The following is a 16,298-nucleotide window of genomic DNA, read 5'->3' on the forward strand; positions in this document are numbered from 1 at the left end:
GCTCCCCCCGGCCCCCGGCGGCGGCGCGACCGGTTGCGGCGCGACCGGCGACGGCGTTCCCGGAGTCGTGGACGGTGCGGCCGCCGACAGCAGCTGCCCGGCGATCTGCAGCATCGCCCCACCCACCGGCAGAGCCGCCTGCATCACGGTGGTGAGCAGTTCCGGACTCAGCGGCGGCGGGGTCACCGGGACCGGCGCTCCGTCGGCGACCATCTTGGCCGTCGGTGCCGCCAATTGCGCCCGGGTGCTCGCGACCACCGCCATCGCCTCGGTGAGGCCTTCGGCTGCGAAGCCGAGGGCGGCCAGCTGCCCCGGCGGGGTCATGATCGCCGGCAGGATTCCCGCGATCAGACCGGCGGTTTTGACGATGACACCCTGCAGCGCAACCAGACCGGCCCCGACGATCGCCAGACCGCCCTGGATGTCGGCGGCCATGGCGGTGCCCTGCGCGATCAGCCGCCCCGCATCGGCCGACGACGCGATGGTCTTGGTGACAGCTCCGGTCGCCGACGTCCCGTCCCACAGCCCGCTCAGCGCCTGCACCGCACTGGTGGCCGCCCCGATCCCGGTCTGCAGTGCCGAGGCCAGCCCGCTCAGGTGAGCGGTGGGATCACCGCCGCCACCGGGCAGGGTTCCGGTTCCGAAGGTGCGCAGCAACTCCGCGAGCGGAGCCAGCAAGGCCAGCGGGTCCAGCACCGGCAGCACCGGCAGATCCGGCAGCCCGGGCGGAGCCAGGAGCCGTCCCAACTCCTGCGGATCCGGGATCGCCGGTCCTGGGCCGGGGGCGAGATGCCCCAGCCCCAGCTCGTTGAGCAACTCCGAGGGGGTGCGCTGCAGCAGCCCCGTCAGCCCGGTCGGCTCCAGCAGCTGGCCGAGGGTGGGTTCGGCGTGTCCGCCCGCTGGTTCCAGGACCGCGGCGGCAGCCTCCGGCGCCGTCATGCCGGCCCGATTCCCGAGGCGGCAGCCGCGTCAGACCCGTGCAATGCCGCCAGCCCCGCGGTCGCGGCCCCGGCCGTGGCCGACTGGACGACGGCCAGTGCGGCCACCGATGCCAGGTGATTGGCTTGGGCCAGGGCGAAGGCGGCCAGGAACTCCTGCCCGATCAGCCCGAACGCTCCGGTCATCACCGCGGTCTGGACCGCGGCATCGGCGGTACCGGCGGCGGCGGTGGCCGCGCTCAGCGCTGCTGCACTGGCGGCGAACGACTCCACCGCCCCGGTCACGACGGTTACGTGATTCATCGGTTCCCCCTCATCTGGCTGTCTGTGTGCACCCGGTCGCTGTCTGCCGACCGGTCGGCGTTACCGCGATCAAGCCTGTGGTGATCGCGGCACGCGGTGCGGTCAGAGATTGGACGCACCGGAGGCTTCCTCGGTTCCCTGACCGCCCGGCGTGTCGTCGAATTCCTCCAAGAATTCGGCGGTCAGGTCGGCCCGCCGGGTGCACAGTTCCCGCGCAGCCGCCGCGGCGGCCTCCACGATGAGCTGCGAGAGCACTGCGGCATCTCCGCGACCGGCTCCGGGACGCAGCTGCAGTCCCGCCAGCGCGCCCGCGCAGTCCAGCTGCACCACGACCCGACCCTCATCGGCCCGCGCGGTCACCGTCAGCGAGGTCAGCTCGCGATGCAGACGTTCCAGGACCGCCAGGTGCGCGGCCGCTTCGGCGGTGATCGCATCCATCGCGCTGGTCATGAGCCGAGCCCGTGACCAGCGGTCCGCGCCCGCGGCACGGAGGTACGGCACCAGGTTTCGGCATTCTCTTCGATCCGCAGCAGGGCCGAGCGGTCGGGCAACCCCAACGCGTCGAGGACCTGGGTCGCGGTCCCGGCGGCGGCCAGCTGTTCGCGACGCCGGTAGCCGCTGCCGGCAGCGGCCAGGGCACACAGCGCCACGATCCGTTCGGCCACCACCTCCAGGCTCACCGACAGCTGCGTCTGGGCGATACGCAAGCCCACCGGCAGTCCGTCGGCCGTGGTAGTCACCGCCAGCCCTCCACACGTCGAGGTGGCATGACTCAACTCCGGCGCCGAGGCCGCCGGCTCGAGCAGATCGTTTCTGTTCCCCATGCCGATTAGACGCACGTTCGGCCGATCCGGTTCCCTGCTACCGGTCCCCGCGCGTGTCGCGGCCGGCCCGCGCAGCGGCACCGTCCACGCGGGCGGTCGGTGAGCCCATTAGGACTTGGACGCACGGGATCGTCGTTCGGTTCCATCATCGGTTTCCCGGGCGTGCCCCGCACATGCGGTCGTAGCGTTCACCCACCGGCGGAGCGATCCGCCGCGACGCTGACAAAGGGGGACCCATGACCGAAGCACCCATGACGAAAACACCGCCGACCGACACCGCTCCGGCCGATACGCCGATGGTGTTGCCGCCCTGGCTCGCCGGGTCCGCCGACGAGGTGCCGGCCGACCCACCGGCAGCTGCCGCGGCCGACCAGGCCGGTCTGCGGGCAGTCGAACCGTCCGAGGCTGCACTGCCTGACGCCGATCTGCCTGACCCCGATCTGTCCGGGGCCGATCTGTCCGGGGCCGATCTGTCCGGCATCGGTTTTTCCGGCATCGACCTGTCCGGCGTCGGCGTCCCTCACGATCGGCCGGCAGCCGTCCCGGCCGTCGCGGCGCCTCCGGCCAGAGCTGCGCAGGCCCGTCCCCACCAGGCGATTCCGTCGGCTCCCGTCCCGGAGACACCGCACCCGGGCACACCGCACACGCGCATGCCGCAGACCGGCATGCAGCGCACGCGTGCACCACGCCCGATCCCGCAACGCCCGGGAGCGAATCACGCGGTCGACGGGCCGGACGCCTTCTCGCGCCAGCACGAACCCGGCCCGGCACTCGATGAGGTGGCCCTGCTGCGCAAGGCCCGCCGGGCCCCGGCCCGCGGCTGGCGCCGGGCCGTCCACAACCTGTCCGCCGGGACCATCAACCCCGGAGAGTCGACGGCTGAGCTGGAATATCAGGAACTGCTCGAACGGGTGCGGCGACCGGTGCGCGGCGACTACCGGATCGCGGTGCTCTCTCTCAAGGGCGGCGTCGGCAAGACCACCACCGCCATCGGCCTCGGCTCCACTTTCGCGGCCCTGCGCGGGGATCGGGTGATCGCCGTCGACGCCAACCCCGACCTGGGCACCCTGGCCCAGCGGATCCCGCTGCAGACCGAGTCGACCGTCCGCGATCTGCTGGCCGATCCGGCCATCCACCGCTATTCCGATGTGCGGGCCCACACCTCGCAGGCGCCCAGCCGGCTGGAGGTGCTGGCCTCCGAACGCGATCCGGCCGCCGCCGAGGCGTTCAGCGAGCAGGAGTACCGCGGGGTGATGGGCCTGCTGCAGCGGTATTACAACATCATCCTCACCGACTGCGGCACCGGCATGTCGCACAGCGCCATGCGCGGCGTGCTCGACCTGGCCGATGCGATCGTGCTGGTCAGCTCGCCGGCCCTGGACGGTGCCCGCAGCGCCGGGGCGACGCTGGACTGGCTGGCCGGGCACGGCTTCGGGCATCTGATCGGCCGCTGCGTCGTCGTTCTCAGTTCCGCGCGCCCGGGATCGTCGTCGATCGACACCGATCAGCTGGCCCAGCACTTCCTCACCCGTGCCCGGGCCGTGCACTCGATCGGCTTCGACGATCACCTGGCCGAGGGCGCCGACATCGATCTGGAGCTGCTGTCGCGGCGCACACGGCGCGGCTTCGTCGAACTGGCCGCCACCATCGCCGACGATTTCGGCGGCACCGTGCTGAGACGCCAGCCACCGTTCTACGGCGAGTGAGCGCCGAATCACCGGCGATCACGCCATTGCACATTGGCAAGATCGCCGCCGCCGGAGTTAAATGGAACTCAAGAGTCCGGCGTCTGCGCCGGACCGCGACGCGAACCCGGAGGTTCCCATGGGTCAGCCCAGCCCGGCCACGACGGTCGATCCGATCCTCGACGATGCGCCGGTGGTGCGCCTGGAGTACCACACCATCCACGGGTACCGGCGGGCCTACCGGATCGCCGGGCAGGGTCCGGCCATCCTGCTGTTGCACGGGATCGGCGACAACTCGACCACCTGGAACGAGGTGATCGGCGAGCTGGCCCGCGACTACACGGTGATCGCCCCGGATCTGCTCGGACACGGCCTGTCGGAGAAGCCGAAGGCCGACTACTCGGTGTCCGCCTTCGCCAACGGCATGCGCGATCTGCTGGTGGTCCTCGGTATCACCAAGGTGACCGTGGTCGGCCACTCCCTCGGCGGCGGTGTGGCTATGCAGTTCTGCTATCAGTTCCCGCGCTTTGTGCAGCGGCTGATGCTCGTGGCGCCCGGTGGCGTCACCAGCGAGGTGAGCCCGGCGCTGCGGGCGGTATCGGTGCCCGGTGTGCCGTATGTCCTGCGCGGACTCGGTCTGCCCGGGGCGCTGCCGCTGCTGCGGGCGGTCGGGCGCTCGCTGGCCAAGGCCGACGGACTGCCCGGTATGCCCGAACGGCTGGCTCCGCGCAATCTGATCACCGACCATCAGGATCTGCTGCGGATCATCGACGATCTGGCCGACGACGAGGCGCATCGGGCCTTCATCCGGACCCTGCGCGCCGTCGTGGACTGGCGCGGACAGGCCGTGACCTTCCTCGACCGCGCCTATCTGACCGCGCGGCTGCCGATGATGATCATCTGGGGCAGCAAGGACACGGTGATCCCGGCCCACCATGCCGAGCTGGCCGGCGCCGCGCTGCCCCACGCGCGGGTGGAGATCTTCGACGGCGCCGGACACTTCCCGTTCCGCGACGATCCGCAGCGGTTCATCACCCTGGTCCGCGAGTTCATGGAGACCACCGAGGCGATGGACTTCGACCCGTACAACTGGCATCGGCTGATGTCGGCGGGCCCGCAGCTGGAGGAGATGGTCGGCGACGACGACATCCTCGAGCAGGTCTTCGAGGCCCTGGAAGACGAGCGCAGCGTCAACTAAAGGCCCGCACCCTCACTCGCTGCGCGCTCGCTGCTGCGCCGGCGACAGCCCCCGCGGCGGCTCAGTCGCCGCAGCAACCGCCGGCCAGATCCTGGGCCGAGCGCACATCGCGGGTCAGCGCATTGCGCGCCGCCCACTGCGTCGACGGCGGGTAGTACACCTGCGCCAACGCCAGCCCGCACGCCGGCGCCACCGGCACCTGCGGGCTGCGGGCACGTTCGTCGAGCAGTCCCGCGCACCAGCCGATGTCGCGGCGCCCGTCGCCGACCGAGGCGACCGCCCCGACCAGTGAGCGCACCATCGACCAGCAGAAGGCGTCGGCCTTGACCCGGGCGATCAGCACCCCGTCGTCGCCGCGGTGCCACCGGAACTCCTGCAGCTGCCGGATGGTGGTCGCACCCTCGCGGTAGCGGCAGAAGGCGGCGAAGTCGTGCAGGCCCAACAGGGTCGCGGCGGCGTCGTTCATCGCCTCGACGTCCAGCCGCCGCGTCCATTCGCCGGTGCGGCGGGCCACCACCGGTTCGGCTCCCCACGGGGCATCGGCCAACCGGTATTCGTAGCGGCGGGCCAGGGCCGAGAACCTCGCATCGAAGTCGGCGGAGACCGCGTCGACCTGTTTGATGCGCACATCGGCGGGCAGCAGCTTGGCCAGCCGGCGCACCAGACGCGCGGGATCACCGTCGATCGAGCGGGTCGCCAGCGCTGCCGCCGGGACGTCGAAGTGGGCGACCTGCCCGGTGGCGTGCACCCCGGCATCGGTGCGTCCGGCCACCGTCAGGCGCACCGGCACCCGCAGGACCGTGCCCAGCGCGGTCTCCAGGGTCTGGCAGACGGTGCGCCGACCCGGCTGGGTGGCCCAGCCGGAGAAGTCGGTGCCGTCGTATCCGATCAGCAGCCGCAACCGCAGTAGCTCGCCGGGCTCGCCGACTCCGGCCGTCCCGGGCGCAGCAACGACGAACCCGCCGGCCCCCTGTCGGGGATCGGCGGGTTCGGCGATCGGATTCTCGCTGATGGCGAGTCCTCGACTACTTCTCTTCGTTCGAACCGTCGACGTCGGCACCGGCGGCCAGGGCCTCGTCCGCGGTGGCGGCGGCCTGGTTCTCGTCGGCGGCCTCCGAGACGGCCTCGGCGTTCTCGACCTCGGCCGGGGTGGCCTCGTCGATCACGTCCTCGACCGGGTTCTCGGTCTGTGCGGCGGCCTCGGCGGCAGCCTTCTGCTTCGACGCGGCCGCCCGGGTGGAACGGCTGGCCTCGGCGGTGGCGGTGCGCTCGGTCACCAGCGCGATCGCCGCCATCGGGGCGTTGTCGCCCTTGCGGTTCTCCAGCTTGATGATGCGCGTGTAGCCACCGTCACGGTCCGAGTAGAACGGGCCGATCTCCTCGAACAGCTTGTGCACGACATCCTTGTCGCGGATGTCCTTGAGCACCTGGCGACGGTTCACGAGTTCGCCGTGCTTGGCCTGGGTGATCAGCTTCTCGGCGTACGGGCGCAGCCGCTTGGCCTTGGCTTCGGTGGTGGTGATGCGGCCGTGCTCGAAGAGCGCTGTCGCCAGGTTGGCGAGCATCGCCTTCTGGTGACTGGCCGACCCGCCGAGGCGGGTTCCCTTTGTGGGCTTGGGCATTGGTTTCTCCTAGGAGGGGCGCCGATCGAGCGACCGACGGTCTCGAAATGTTTCTGCTGGCTACAGCTGTTCGGTCTCGGCGAAGTCCTCACCGGCGTCATCGACCACCGGCGCCTCATCGCTCCACGTCCCGGTGGCCGGGTCGTAGCCGACGACCTGCGACGGATCGAAGCTGGCCGGGCTGTCCTTCAGGGACAGGCCCAGGTCGTACAGCTTGACCTTCACCTCGTCGATCGACTTCTGGCCGAAGTTCCGGATGTCGAGCAGATCCGACTCGGTACGGGCCACCAGCTCACCGACGCTGTGCACGCCCTCGCGCTTGAGGCAGTTGTACGAGCGGACGCTCAGATCCAGGTCCTCGATCGGCAGGCTGAACGCGGCGATGTGATCGGCCTCGGCGGGCGAGGGTCCGATCTCGATGCCCTCGGCCTCGACGTTGAGCTCCCGAGCCAGGCCGAACAGCTCGACCAGGGTCTTACCGGCCGACGCCAGGGCGTCACGGGCGGTGATGGAGTTCTTGGTCTCCACATCGAGCACCAGACGATCGAAGTCGGTGCGCTGCTCGACGCGGGTGGCCTCGACCTTGTAGGTCACCTTCAGGACCGGCGAGTAGATCGAGTCGACCGGGATACGGCCGATCTCGGCGCCGGTGGCCTTGTTCTGCACGGCCGGCACGTAGCCGCGGCCCCGCTCGACGACCAGCTCAATCTCGAGCTTGCCCTTGTCGTTGAGGGTCGCGATGTGCAGGTCCGGGTTGTGCACCGTGACACCGGCCGGCGGCACGATGTCGGCGCCGGTGACGGCCCCAGGGCCTTGCTTGCGGACGTACATGGTGACCGGCTCGTCCTCGTCCGAGCTGACCACCAGGCCCTTGAGGTTCAGGATGATGTCGGTGACGTCTTCCTTCACCCCCGGGACGGTAGTGAACTCGTGCAGCACGCCGTCGATGCGGATGCTGGTGACCGCTGCGCCCGGGATGGACGACAGCAGCGTGCGCCGCAGCGAGTTGCCCAGGGTGTAGCCGAAGCCCGGCTCGAGCGGTTCGATGACGAACTTCGAGCGGTTCTCGGCGATGACCTCTTCGGACAGAGTGGGTCGCTGTGAAATGAGCATTGGTGAGTGCTTCTCCTTTGGCCGACCGCTATTTGACGGCCTCGAGGGTGGACCGGACAGCTGGTGCTGTCTCGGCGATTACTTGCTGTAGTACTCGACGATGAGCTGCTCGGTGAGCGGGACGTCGATCTGCGCACGCTCGGGCACGTTGTGCACGAGGATCCGCAGGTTCGACGGGACCACCTGGAGCCAGGCCGGGACCGGACGGTCGCCGAGGGTCTCGGCGGCGATCTGGAACGGGATGGTCTGCAGCGACTTGGGCTTCACGTCGATGATGTCGTACTGGCTGACGCGGTAGCTGGGAACGTCCACCGAGTGGCCGTTCACGGTGAAGTGACCGTGGGTCACCAGCTGGCGGGCCTGCCGACGCGTGCGGGCCAGGCCTGCACGGTAGACGACGTTGTCCAGACGCGACTCGAGGATCTTCAGCAGCTCGTCACCGGTCTTACCCGAGCGGCGGTTGGCCTCCTCGTAGTAGCGACGGAACTGCTTCTCCATGACGCCGTAGGTGAAGCGGGCCTTCTGCTTCTCCTGCAGCTGCAGCAGGTACTCGGTCTCCTTGATCCGCGCGCGGCCGTGCTGGCCGGGCGGGTACGGGCGACGTTCGTACGCCTGGTCTCCACCGATCAGGTCGACGCGGAGACGACGGGACTTCTTGGTTGCGGGGCCGGTATAGCGAGCCATGTTTTTCTCTTTCTCCCTCTCCCGCTAGACCCGGCGCCGCTTGGGCGGACGGCAGCCGTTGTGCGGCTGGGGGGTCACGTCGGAGATGGTGCCGACCTCGAGGCCGGCTGCCTGCAGCGAACGGATGGCGGTCTCACGGCCCGAGCCGGGACCCTTGACGAAGACGTCGACCTTCTTGACGCCGTTCTCCATCGCCTTGCGGGCGGCGTTCTCGGCAGCGAGCTGCGCGGCGAACGGGGTGCTCTTACGCGAGCCCTTGAAGCCGACGTGGCCGGACGATGCCCAGCTCAGGACGTTGCCCTCGGGATCGGTGATCGACACGATCGTGTTGTTGAACGTGGACTTGATGTGTGCCTGGCCGTGCGGAACGTTCTTCTTATCGCGACGACGAGTGCCCTTCTTGGGGCTGGCACTACGAGACTTGGGCGGCATTACTTCTTCTTCCCGGCGATGGTCTTCTTCGGGCCCTTACGAGTGCGGGCATTGGTCTTGGTGCGCTGACCGTGGACCGGCAGACCACGACGGTGCCGCAGACCCTGGTAGCAGCCGATCTCGATCTTGCGACGGATATCGGCCTGCACCTCGCGGCGCAGGTCACCCTCGACCTTGACCGAGGATTCGATGTATTCACGGAGCTTGCTGACGTCAGCGTCCGTCAGGTCCTTGGCACGCAGATCGGGGCTGAGTCCGGTCGCGGCAAGGATCTCCTGGGAGGTGGTGCGACCAACTCCGTAGATGTAAGTGAGTGCGATCTCCAGCCGCTTCTCGCGGGGAAGATCGACACCAGCAACACGTGCCATGTGGTGTTTCCTTCAATTTTCAGAGGTCTGCTCCCAGTCCGTCCCGGCTCTGCGTCGGGCCCCGGCCTCTGACCGGGGGTAGGCGGACACTCGTCTATGCCCGCTGGTGCTGGAAGTTCATCGGTGGTGACGATATTGAGTTGTGTGTTTCTTCAAGCGGACCTGAAGAAGGACGCAGATCAGCCCTGACGCTGCTTGTGACGCAGGTTTTCGCAGATCACCATGACCCGACCGTTGCGGCGGATCACCTTGCACTTCTCGCAGATCGGCTTGACGCTCGGGTTGACCTTCACGTCAGCTTCTCCTTATTCACTTACCGGGCGCGTGCTGGCCCGGGCGGTCTACCAGGGCCGGCGTCCTGGTTGAGTCGGCCCTACTTGTAGCGGTAGACGATGCGGCCGCGATCGAGATCGTAGGGCGAGAGCTCCACGACGACCCGGTCTTCGGGCAGGATACGGATGTAGTGCTGCCGCATCTTGCCACTGATGTGGGCGAGTACCTTGTGGCCGTTCTCCAGCTCAATGCGGAACATCGCATTGGGCAGGGGTTCGACTACGCGACCCTCGACCTCAATGGCTCCTTCTTTCTTGGCCATGTCCTCCGCGATTCTGGTCGACGACGATGTGCGTCTCCCGGTTGAATCCTTGGTTTTCCGCTACGGTCGGTGCATACGACGTTCCCACCCGGACCGCTTCCTGCACGGAGAGCGATGTCGAGCATGCGTCACGCCGCGATGCACCAAGAGTCCATAGTACGCCGCTGCGGCGCGGCGACCAAACCCGGCCGCAAGACCATCCCCGACGGCGTGCGCACGCGGCCGACCAGCACCGCAGATCGTCGCCGGAGAGGCGCCGGTTCCGGGGGGACAGGTAGGCGTTACCCTCCGAAGATGTTCTCCGATGTGGCGATCCTGCTCGCCGACCCCTCCATGTCCGATCTCGCCGACGAGCTGCTCGCCCGCCGACAGGGCGGGTTCGGCGGTTTCCGCTTCCTGATCGGGCCTGCGGGCCTACTGCTCCTGGCGCTGATCATCGGCGTGGTCGTCGCCATCCGCGGCAAGGACGCGGACTCGGGCCCCAAGGGCGGGGCACCGCAGCCCGGCTACCCGGGCGGTCCCGTGCCGCCACCCGCCGCCCAGGATGTGGCGGTCGCGATGAACCCTGCTACACCGACGGCGACCCTGGCGGCGATGGTGTACGGCGATCCGCGTCTGCGCCCCTATGTAGCGGCCAATCCGGCGACCGATCCGGGGCTGCTGCAGTATCTGAGCACGCTGCGGGATCCGGCGGTCGACCAGGCACTGCGCAGCCGCGGCGCCGCCGCCGCGCCCCATCCTGCGGCGCCTCCCGTCGCTGTTCCCAACCCTGGTTCACCCCACCCGGCAGCACCCGGTTCTCCCGCGGCCGGCGTCCCGGCTCCTGGCGTCCCAGCGCCCGGTGCCCTTCCGCCGTATCCTCCCCAGTCCTATCCTGCCCAGTCGTATCCTGCCCAGTCGTATCCTGCCCAGCCGTCTGCCGGCCAGCCCCCTGCCGCCGGGCTCTCGGCGGCGCCCGGCAATCCCGCCGTACGGCCGGCGGCGCCGGCACCCGATCCGGAGGCGACCATCATCAGCGGCAACCCCGTCGTCTCCCCCGGGGCCGCCACGCCGCCCCAGTCAGCGCCGCCGCCCCAGTCCCAGCCGCACCAGTCCCAGCCGCACCAGTCTCAAAACCCGCACCAGCCGCCCACGACGAATCCCCGTCACTAGATCCCGTCCTGCCGGCCTCTTGTTTGAGACACTGGAGCCATGAAAGCCTTCGTGATCCGGACCGTCTTCACCGCTTTCTCGCTGTGGGTGGCGGTCTCCCTGGTCCCCGGCCTGAGCTTCGACTTCGGCGATCTGACCAACTGGTGGGCCAAGTTCGGTGTCGTGCTGTTGATCGCCGTGGTCTTCGGCGTGGTCAACGCCTTCGTCAAGCCGATCGTGCAGTTGCTGTCGATCCCGCTGTACATCCTGACCCTGGGCCTGATCCACATCGTCATCAACGCGTTCATGCTGGAGATCACCGCGTGGATCACCAACAACCTGACCCACTGGGGGCTGGAGGTCGACAGCTTCTTCTGGGCCGCGATCTTCGGCGCGATCGTCATCTCGATCGTCGGCTGGCTGACCGCGATGCTGCTGCCCGACAAGCCCGACAACCTCTACTCCTGAGCGGGCCGCCGACGGCCGATACAGTCTCAGCCATGGGACGGATCACCGATCGGCGCCGCGTCACCCGAATCCGCCGCGGCCGTGCTCCCGATACCCGCGCCGATGTCCTCACCGTGGAGGAGCCGCTGGAGATCCGGCTGGCCGGCGCCCCGCTCACCGTGACCATGCGCACCCCCGGGCACGACGTCGAGCTGGCGGCCGGTTTCCTGCTCGCCGAGGGCGTGATCGACGCTGCGGAGCAGTTCGTGACCGCCCGGTACTGCGCCGGTGCGGTGGCCAGCGGGCCCGGCGGGACCGAACAGAACACCTACAACGTCCTGGAGGTGGCCTTGGGTCCGGGGGCCCGGCCGCCGGCCACGGCACTGCGCAACTTCGCCACCACCAGCTCGTGCGGGGTGTGCGGGACCGCCCAGATCGAGGCCCTCGAGTCGGCGTCGTCGTTCGATCCGGCCGACGACGACGTCCGGGTCGGCGCCGACTTCCTGTTGGAGCTGCCCGAGCGTCTGCGTGAGCGGCAGGAGGTCTTCGCCCGCACCGGGGGCCTGCACGCGGCGGCACTGTTCGACGCCGACTCCGGCGAGCTGCTGGTGGCGCGCGAGGACGTCGGCCGGCACAACGCGGTCGACAAGGTGCTGGGCTGGGCCTGTCTGCAGGGCCGTCTGCCGGTGCGCCGCAGCGTCATGCAGGTCTCCGGCCGCACCAGCTTCGAACTGGTGCAGAAAGCGGCGATGGCCGGGGTGCCGATCCTGTCGGCGGTGTCGGCGCCGTCGTCGTTGGCGGTGGATCTGGCCGCTGCGCGCGGCCTCACGCTGGCAGGCTTCGTCCGCGGCGACTCCCTGGTCCTCTACAGCCGGCCCGACCGGGTGATCGACGAAGAACACCGGAACACCGACGACGGCGAAGGGGAAACCTGATGCGAGCAGTGGTCCAGCGGGTGAGCGAGGCCTCGGTGTCGGTCGACGGCGAGGTGATCGGGGCGCTGGATCTGGCCGACGGCCGCTACGGGCTCCTCGCCCTGATCGGCGTGACCCACACCGATACGCCCGCCCAGGCGCGGGCCCTGGCCGAGAAGATCTGGCGACTCCGGATCTTCAACCGGGAGCAGGGCCCCGAACAGTGCGCCGCCGACCTGGATGCGCCGATCCTGGTGATCAGCCAGTTCACCCTGTACGCCAATACCGACAAGGGCCGGCGCCCGTCCTGGAACGCCGCCGCCCCCGGCCCCGTCGCCCAGCCGCTGGTCGACGCGCTCGCGCAGGCGCTGCGGGAATCCGGCGCCACGGTGGCCACCGGCCGCTTCGGTGCCGATATGGCGGTGAGCCTGACCAACGACGGCCCGGTGACCCTGATGCTGGAGGTCTGAGCCCGGACAGGTGCGGTTACTGCGGGCGCAGCGTGAGGATCCGCGGCCCGTCGTCGGTCACCGCGACGGTGTGTTCCCAGTGCGCCGCACGGGTCCCGTCGTCGGTCACCACGGTCCACTCGTCGTCGAGCACGGTGGTGTCCCCGCCGCCGAGGGTGAGCATCGGCTCGATCGCCAGGGTCGAGCCCACCACGAGCGCCTCTTTGCCGCGGCCGGGGGTGTCCTCGTTCGGCAGGAACGGATCCATGTGCATCTCGCGGCCGATTCCGTGGCCGCCGTAGCCGTCGACGATGCCGAACCGACGGTTGAACCGCTTCTCGGCGGCGCGGGTACCCGCTTCGATGGCGCGGGAGACGTCGTTGAGCTTGTTGCCGGGCACCATCGCGGCGATCCCCGACTCGAGCGAGAGCCGGGTGGCCTCGCTCAGCTCGGCATCCGCGCGCGAGAGTTCGCCGACCCCGAAACTCCACGCGGAATCGCCGTGCCAGCCGTCCAGGATCGCACCGCAGTCGATGGACACCAGATCGCCCGGCGCCAGGATTTTGCCGGCGCTGGGGATCCCGTGCACCACCACGTCGTTGACCGAGCTGCAGATCGAGCCCGGGAAGCCGTGGTAGCCCTTGAACGAGGGAACACCGCCGGCCTCGCGGATCACCGTTTCGGCGACCTCGTCGAGCTCCAGGGTGCTCACCCCGGGCTTGGCGGCCTCCCGCACGGCCACCAGTGCCGCGCCGACGATCGCGCCGGCGGCGGCCATGGCGTCCAGTTCACCTGCGGAGCGGAAGGGAACCACCTTCCGCTTGCGGAATCGAGCCACCGGCAGGTCAGGCCTTGCCGAGCTTGGCCAGCACGCTCTGGTGCACCTGCGCGACCTCGCCCATACCGTCGATCTCGGTGATCTGGTCGGCGTAGTGGGTCAGCAGCGGCGCGGTCTCCTCGGCGTAGACCCGCATGCGGTTGCGGATCACGTCCTCGGTGTCGTCGGCGCGGCCACGGGCCATCATGCGCTCGACGACGGCGTCCTCGTCGACCACGAACGACAACACGCCGTCGAGGGCCAGTCCGGTCTCGTCCAGGATCTCGCTGAGGGCCTGGGCCTGCTCCACCGACCGCGGGAAGCCGTCGAGGATGAAGCCCTTGGCGGCATCCGGTTCCACCAGGCGCTCGCGCACCATGTTCACGGTGATCTCCGGCGGCACCAGATCGCCGGCGTCGAGGTACTTCTTGGCCTCGAGCCCGATCGGGGTGCCCTGGGAGATGTTCGCGCGGAACAGGTCACCGGTGGAGATGTGCGGAATACCGAGCGACTCGGACAGGAGCTCGGCCTGCGTGCCTTTACCTGCTCCGGGAGGACCGACGATGATGAGTCTCACTTGAGGAACCCTTCGTACTTGCGCTGCATGAGCTGACTATTGATCTGCTTCAGCGTATCGAGGCCGACGGCCACCATGATCAGAAGCGCGGTACCGCCGAACGGGAGATTCGCCACACTGCTGCTGTTGCCGATCTCCAGGAACAGGTTCGGCAGGATCGCGATGATGCCCAGGTACAGCGAACCGGGCAGCGTGATCCGGCTCAGCACGAAGCTCAGGTAGTCCGCGGTCGGCTTGCCCGGACGGATGCCCGGGATGAAGCCGCCGTAGCGCTTCATATCGTCGGCGCGTTCCTCCGGATTGAAGGTGACCGCGACGTAGAAGTACGTGAAGAAGATGATCAGCAGGAAGTAGACAGCGATGTGCACCCAGCTGCCCGGGTTCACCAGATTGTCCTGAATCCACAGCTGCCAGCCGGACACGTCCGCCGAACCCTGCGTGATCGAGATGATCAGCTGCGGGATGTACAGCAGCGAGGAGGCGAAGATCACCGGGATGACGCCGGCGGTGTTCACCTTGATCGGGATGTAGGTCGAGGAGCCGCCGTACATCTTACGGCCCACCATGCGCTTGGCGTACTGGACCGGCACCCGGCGCTGGCCCTGCTCGATGAAGACCACGGCCAGCAGGATGATCAGCACCGCCAGGCAGACCAGGCCGAAGACCAGGCCGCCGCGGGTCTGCAGGATGGTGCGGCCCTCGGCGGGCAGTCGGGCGGCGATACCGGCGAAGATCAGCAGCGACATACCGTTGCCGACGCCGCGTTCGGTGATCAGCTCGCCGAACCACATCACCAGCGTCGCACCGGCGGTCATCACCAGGACCATCAGTGACAGTTCCATGATGCCGTCGCTGCGCACGATCGCCTGTGGATCACAGCCCTCGGCGCCGGAGGTCGGGAACAGGCTGCCCGAGGCGGCCAGGGCGACGATGCCCGTGGACTGCAGCAGTGCCAGCGCCACCGTCAGGTAGCGGGTGTACTGCGTCATCTTGGCCTGGCCGGACTGGCCTTCCTTGCGCAACTGCTCGAATCGCGGGATCACCACGGTCAGCAGCTGCACGATGATCGACGCGGTGATGTACGGCATGATGCCGATCGCGAACACCGACAGCTGCAGGAGCGCGCCGCCGGAGAACATGTTGATCAGCGAGTAGATCTGCGCCGAGTCGCCGCGCGCGGCGGCGTCGACACAGTCGTTGATGGCGCGGAAGTCCACTCCCGGCGACGGCAGCGTCGCACCGAAGCGGTACAGCACCAGGATGCCGAGGACAAAGACGATCTTCTTCCTCAGGTCAGGCGTCCGGAAGGTCGCCACGAGGCTGGAAAGCACTGATCTCCTCCTACGGCCGCGCGGTCGTCGTACGACCACGAGCGGCTCTCGGCTGTCTACTCGTCTTACTCCGCACACCGGCGTCGGAACGGCCCGCGGACGGGGAGGATCCCCGCAGAACAAAAACTCTAACAGTCTGCCAAGCGCGACCGGTCAGGTGCGCCCCGCGCTTCACCCGGCTGGCGGGTGGGCGTCAGAGCGCACCTGACCGGAGCGTCATCGGCAGGTGCCCACAAGCAGTCTTACTGCTCGGTGCAGGTGCCGCCTGCGGCGGCGATCTTCTCCTTGGCGGAGGCGGTGAACTTGTCAGCGGTGATCTCCACCTTGACGTTCAGCTCGCCGTCGCCCAGGACCTTGACCAGCTTGTTCTTACGCACGGCGCCGGCGGCGACGAGCTCGGCGACACCGATGGTGCCACCCTGCGGGAACAGGCGGGCGATGTCGCCGACGTTGACGACCTGGTACTCGACCCGGTTGCGGTTGGTGAAGCCGCGAAGCTTCGGCAGCCGCATGTGGATCGGCATCTGGCCGCCCTCGAAGCGAGCCGGCACGTTCTTGCGTGCCTTGGTGCCCTTGGTGCCGCGACCGGCGGTCTTACCCTTGGAACCGTCACCGCGACCCACGCGGGTCTTCTCGGTCTTCGACCCCGGTGCGGGGCGAAGGTGGTGCAGCTTGATAGCGCTCATTCGTTGACCTCTTCAACAGTCACGAGGTGCCGAACGACGTTGATCAGGCCGCGGTTGATCGGCGTGTCCTCGCGGGTGACGGTCTGGCGGATGCCCTTGAGGCCAAGGGTGCGCAGGCTGTCACGCTGGTTCTTCTTGGTACCGATGGTGCTCTTGATCTGGGTGACCTTCAGCTGTGCCATGG

The 16,298-nt window shown here is 68.8% G+C and carries 22 protein-coding genes and 1 pseudogene; 6 read left to right on the plus strand and 17 right to left on the minus strand.

What is annotated here, in order from left to right; translation table 11 throughout:
• The 4 genes and pseudogenes from GOHSU_RS02840 to GOHSU_RS02855 form a co-directional block, all read right to left on the minus strand.
• A pseudogene (locus tag GOHSU_RS02840) lies at window positions 1-939 on the minus strand (hypothetical protein); the annotation flags it as partial.
• The gene (locus tag GOHSU_RS02845) at window positions 936-1,241 is read right to left on the minus strand and encodes a hypothetical protein (RefSeq protein ID WP_005936554.1); all 306 of its coding nucleotides are present in this window, start codon (window positions 1,239-1,241) and stop codon (window positions 936-938) included. The pseudogene GOHSU_RS02840 and the gene GOHSU_RS02845, both read right to left, overlap by 4 nt.
• Window positions 1,242-1,343: 102 nt before the next feature.
• Window positions 1,344-1,691: a YbaB/EbfC family nucleoid-associated protein gene (locus GOHSU_RS02850; RefSeq protein WP_024332743.1), complete on the minus strand. Its 348-nt coding sequence runs from the start codon at window positions 1,689-1,691 to the stop codon at window positions 1,344-1,346.
• Complete coding sequence (locus tag GOHSU_RS02855; RefSeq protein ID WP_024332744.1) at window positions 1,688-2,065, minus strand: hypothetical protein; 378 nt, start codon at window positions 2,063-2,065, stop codon at window positions 1,688-1,690. Before GOHSU_RS02855 ends, GOHSU_RS02850 begins: the two co-directional genes overlap by 4 nt.
• A gap of 236 nt (window positions 2,066-2,301) precedes the next feature.
• Between GOHSU_RS02855 and GOHSU_RS02860 the strand changes: the two genes are divergently transcribed.
• Window positions 2,302-3,771, plus strand: a complete 1,470-nt coding sequence (locus GOHSU_RS02860; RefSeq protein WP_005936561.1) for a nucleotide-binding protein — start codon at window positions 2,302-2,304, stop codon at window positions 3,769-3,771.
• A 118-nt stretch (window positions 3,772-3,889) separates the two neighbouring features.
• A complete protein-coding gene (locus GOHSU_RS02865; protein ID WP_024332745.1) occupies window positions 3,890-4,948 on the plus strand; it encodes an alpha/beta fold hydrolase in 1,059 nt (352 codons plus the stop codon).
• Window positions 4,949-5,009: 61 nt separating this feature from the next.
• Here the strand turns inward: GOHSU_RS02865 and truA are convergent, their stop codons facing one another.
• The 8 genes from truA to infA form a co-directional block, all read right to left on the minus strand.
• Complete coding sequence (truA, locus tag GOHSU_RS02870) at window positions 5,010-5,849, minus strand: tRNA pseudouridine(38-40) synthase TruA (RefSeq protein ID WP_005936565.1); 840 nt, start codon at window positions 5,847-5,849, stop codon at window positions 5,010-5,012.
• A gap of 124 nt (window positions 5,850-5,973) precedes the next feature.
• Window positions 5,974-6,570, minus strand: coding sequence for a 50S ribosomal protein L17 (gene rplQ, locus GOHSU_RS02875; RefSeq protein ID WP_005936567.1), 597 nt, complete (start codon window positions 6,568-6,570; stop codon window positions 5,974-5,976).
• Window positions 6,571-6,630: 60 nt separating this feature from the next.
• A complete protein-coding gene (locus GOHSU_RS02880; protein ID WP_005936569.1) occupies window positions 6,631-7,683 on the minus strand; it encodes a DNA-directed RNA polymerase subunit alpha in 1,053 nt (350 codons plus the stop codon).
• Between the two features lie 78 nt (window positions 7,684-7,761).
• Entirely contained in the window at window positions 7,762-8,367 is a 606-nt protein-coding gene (rpsD, locus tag GOHSU_RS02885; protein ID WP_005936572.1) for a 30S ribosomal protein S4, read from the minus strand.
• Window positions 8,368-8,391: 24 nt separating this feature from the next.
• Window positions 8,392-8,799: a 30S ribosomal protein S11 gene (rpsK, locus tag GOHSU_RS02890; RefSeq protein ID WP_005936574.1), complete on the minus strand. Its 408-nt coding sequence runs from the start codon at window positions 8,797-8,799 to the stop codon at window positions 8,392-8,394.
• On the minus strand, window positions 8,799-9,167 hold the full coding sequence (gene rpsM, locus GOHSU_RS02895) for a 30S ribosomal protein S13 (protein ID WP_005936576.1): 369 nt from the start codon (window positions 9,165-9,167) through the stop codon (window positions 8,799-8,801). Before rpsM ends, rpsK begins: the two co-directional genes overlap by 1 nt.
• Window positions 9,168-9,346: 179 nt before the next feature.
• Complete coding sequence (gene rpmJ, locus GOHSU_RS02900) at window positions 9,347-9,460, minus strand: 50S ribosomal protein L36 (protein WP_024332746.1); 114 nt, start codon at window positions 9,458-9,460, stop codon at window positions 9,347-9,349.
• A gap of 80 nt (window positions 9,461-9,540) precedes the next feature.
• Window positions 9,541-9,762: a translation initiation factor IF-1 gene (infA, locus tag GOHSU_RS02905; RefSeq protein ID WP_005936580.1), complete on the minus strand. Its 222-nt coding sequence runs from the start codon at window positions 9,760-9,762 to the stop codon at window positions 9,541-9,543.
• A 294-nt stretch (window positions 9,763-10,056) separates the two neighbouring features.
• Between infA and GOHSU_RS02910 the strand changes: the two genes are divergently transcribed.
• The 4 genes from GOHSU_RS02910 to dtd are packed head-to-tail and all read left to right on the plus strand — an operon-like array spanning window position 10,057 to window position 12,724.
• Window positions 10,057-10,914, plus strand: coding sequence for a variant leucine-rich repeat-containing protein (locus tag GOHSU_RS02910; RefSeq protein ID WP_024332747.1), 858 nt, complete (start codon window positions 10,057-10,059; stop codon window positions 10,912-10,914).
• Window positions 10,915-10,953: 39 nt separating this feature from the next.
• Window positions 10,954-11,361 (plus strand): phage holin family protein, encoded by a 408-nt coding sequence (locus GOHSU_RS02915; RefSeq protein WP_005936587.1) that lies wholly within the window; start codon window positions 10,954-10,956, stop codon window positions 11,359-11,361.
• Between the two features lie 32 nt (window positions 11,362-11,393).
• Entirely contained in the window at window positions 11,394-12,275 is an 882-nt protein-coding gene (fdhD, locus tag GOHSU_RS02920) for a formate dehydrogenase accessory sulfurtransferase FdhD (protein WP_005936591.1), read from the plus strand.
• Window positions 12,275-12,724, plus strand: coding sequence for a D-aminoacyl-tRNA deacylase (gene dtd / locus GOHSU_RS02925; protein WP_005936594.1), 450 nt, complete (start codon window positions 12,275-12,277; stop codon window positions 12,722-12,724). Before fdhD ends, dtd begins: the two co-directional genes overlap by 1 nt.
• 16 nt (window positions 12,725-12,740) lie before the next feature.
• On the opposite strand, the gene map is transcribed toward dtd, so the two are convergent.
• The 5 genes from map to rpmD all read right to left on the minus strand — a co-directional run bounded on the left by map (window position 12,741) and on the right by rpmD (window position 16,296).
• Entirely contained in the window at window positions 12,741-13,541 is an 801-nt protein-coding gene (gene map, locus GOHSU_RS02930; protein WP_005936597.1) for a type I methionyl aminopeptidase, read from the minus strand.
• 7 nt (window positions 13,542-13,548) lie between these two features.
• Window positions 13,549-14,097 carry an adenylate kinase gene (locus GOHSU_RS02935; RefSeq protein ID WP_005936601.1) on the minus strand — a complete coding sequence of 183 codons (549 nt, stop codon included), beginning with the start codon at window positions 14,095-14,097 and terminating at the stop codon, window positions 13,549-13,551.
• Window positions 14,094-15,428, minus strand: a complete 1,335-nt coding sequence (gene secY, locus GOHSU_RS02940; protein WP_005936603.1) for a preprotein translocase subunit SecY — start codon at window positions 15,426-15,428, stop codon at window positions 14,094-14,096. The genes GOHSU_RS02935 and secY overlap by 4 nt, the downstream gene beginning before the upstream one ends.
• A 242-nt stretch (window positions 15,429-15,670) precedes the next feature.
• Window positions 15,671-16,114, minus strand: coding sequence for a 50S ribosomal protein L15 (rplO, locus tag GOHSU_RS02945; protein ID WP_005936606.1), 444 nt, complete (start codon window positions 16,112-16,114; stop codon window positions 15,671-15,673).
• A complete protein-coding gene (rpmD, locus tag GOHSU_RS02950) occupies window positions 16,111-16,296 on the minus strand; it encodes a 50S ribosomal protein L30 (RefSeq protein ID WP_005936610.1) in 186 nt (61 codons plus the stop codon). Before rpmD ends, rplO begins: the two co-directional genes overlap by 4 nt.
• Window positions 16,297-16,298: the final 2 nt, after the last annotated feature.

The organism is Gordonia hirsuta DSM 44140 = NBRC 16056, assembly GCF_000333015.1.
In the GTDB taxonomy this organism is placed as follows: Bacteria; Actinomycetota; Actinomycetes; order Mycobacteriales; family Mycobacteriaceae; genus Gordonia; species Gordonia hirsuta.

Excerpts from the sequence above, each read along its gene's own strand:
- GOHSU_RS02845 (WP_005936554.1), bottom strand. The coding sequence starts at position 1,241 with ATGAATCACGTAACCGTCGTGACCGGGGCGGTGGAGTCGTTCGCCGCC.
- GOHSU_RS02860 (WP_005936561.1), top strand. The coding sequence starts at position 2,302 with ATGACCGAAGCACCCATGACGAAAACACCGCCGACCGACACCGCTCCG.
- GOHSU_RS02910 (WP_024332747.1), top strand. The coding sequence starts at position 10,057 with ATGTTCTCCGATGTGGCGATCCTGCTCGCCGACCCCTCCATGTCCGAT.
- GOHSU_RS02865 (WP_024332745.1), top strand. The coding sequence starts at position 3,890 with ATGGGTCAGCCCAGCCCGGCCACGACGGTCGATCCGATCCTCGACGAT.
- rpsK (WP_005936574.1), bottom strand. The coding sequence starts at position 8,799 with ATGCCGCCCAAGTCTCGTAGTGCCAGCCCCAAGAAGGGCACTCGTCGT.
- rpsM (WP_005936576.1), bottom strand. The coding sequence starts at position 9,167 with ATGGCACGTGTTGCTGGTGTCGATCTTCCCCGCGAGAAGCGGCTGGAG.
- rplO (WP_005936606.1), bottom strand. The coding sequence starts at position 16,114 with ATGAGCGCTATCAAGCTGCACCACCTTCGCCCCGCACCGGGGTCGAAG.
- dtd (WP_005936594.1), top strand. The coding sequence starts at position 12,275 with ATGCGAGCAGTGGTCCAGCGGGTGAGCGAGGCCTCGGTGTCGGTCGAC.
- rplQ (WP_005936567.1), bottom strand. The coding sequence starts at position 6,570 with ATGCCCAAGCCCACAAAGGGAACCCGCCTCGGCGGGTCGGCCAGTCAC.
- GOHSU_RS02850 (WP_024332743.1), bottom strand. The coding sequence starts at position 1,691 with ATGACCAGCGCGATGGATGCGATCACCGCCGAAGCGGCCGCGCACCTG.
- GOHSU_RS02855 (WP_024332744.1), bottom strand. The coding sequence starts at position 2,065 with ATGGGGAACAGAAACGATCTGCTCGAGCCGGCGGCCTCGGCGCCGGAG.
- GOHSU_RS02915 (WP_005936587.1), top strand. The coding sequence starts at position 10,954 with ATGAAAGCCTTCGTGATCCGGACCGTCTTCACCGCTTTCTCGCTGTGG.
- rpsD (WP_005936572.1), bottom strand. The coding sequence starts at position 8,367 with ATGGCTCGCTATACCGGCCCCGCAACCAAGAAGTCCCGTCGTCTCCGC.
- rpmD (WP_005936610.1), bottom strand. The coding sequence starts at position 16,296 with ATGGCACAGCTGAAGGTCACCCAGATCAAGAGCACCATCGGTACCAAG.
- infA (WP_005936580.1), bottom strand. The coding sequence starts at position 9,762 with ATGGCCAAGAAAGAAGGAGCCATTGAGGTCGAGGGTCGCGTAGTCGAA.
- fdhD (WP_005936591.1), top strand. The coding sequence starts at position 11,394 with ATGGGACGGATCACCGATCGGCGCCGCGTCACCCGAATCCGCCGCGGC.
- GOHSU_RS02880 (WP_005936569.1), bottom strand. The coding sequence starts at position 7,683 with ATGCTCATTTCACAGCGACCCACTCTGTCCGAAGAGGTCATCGCCGAG.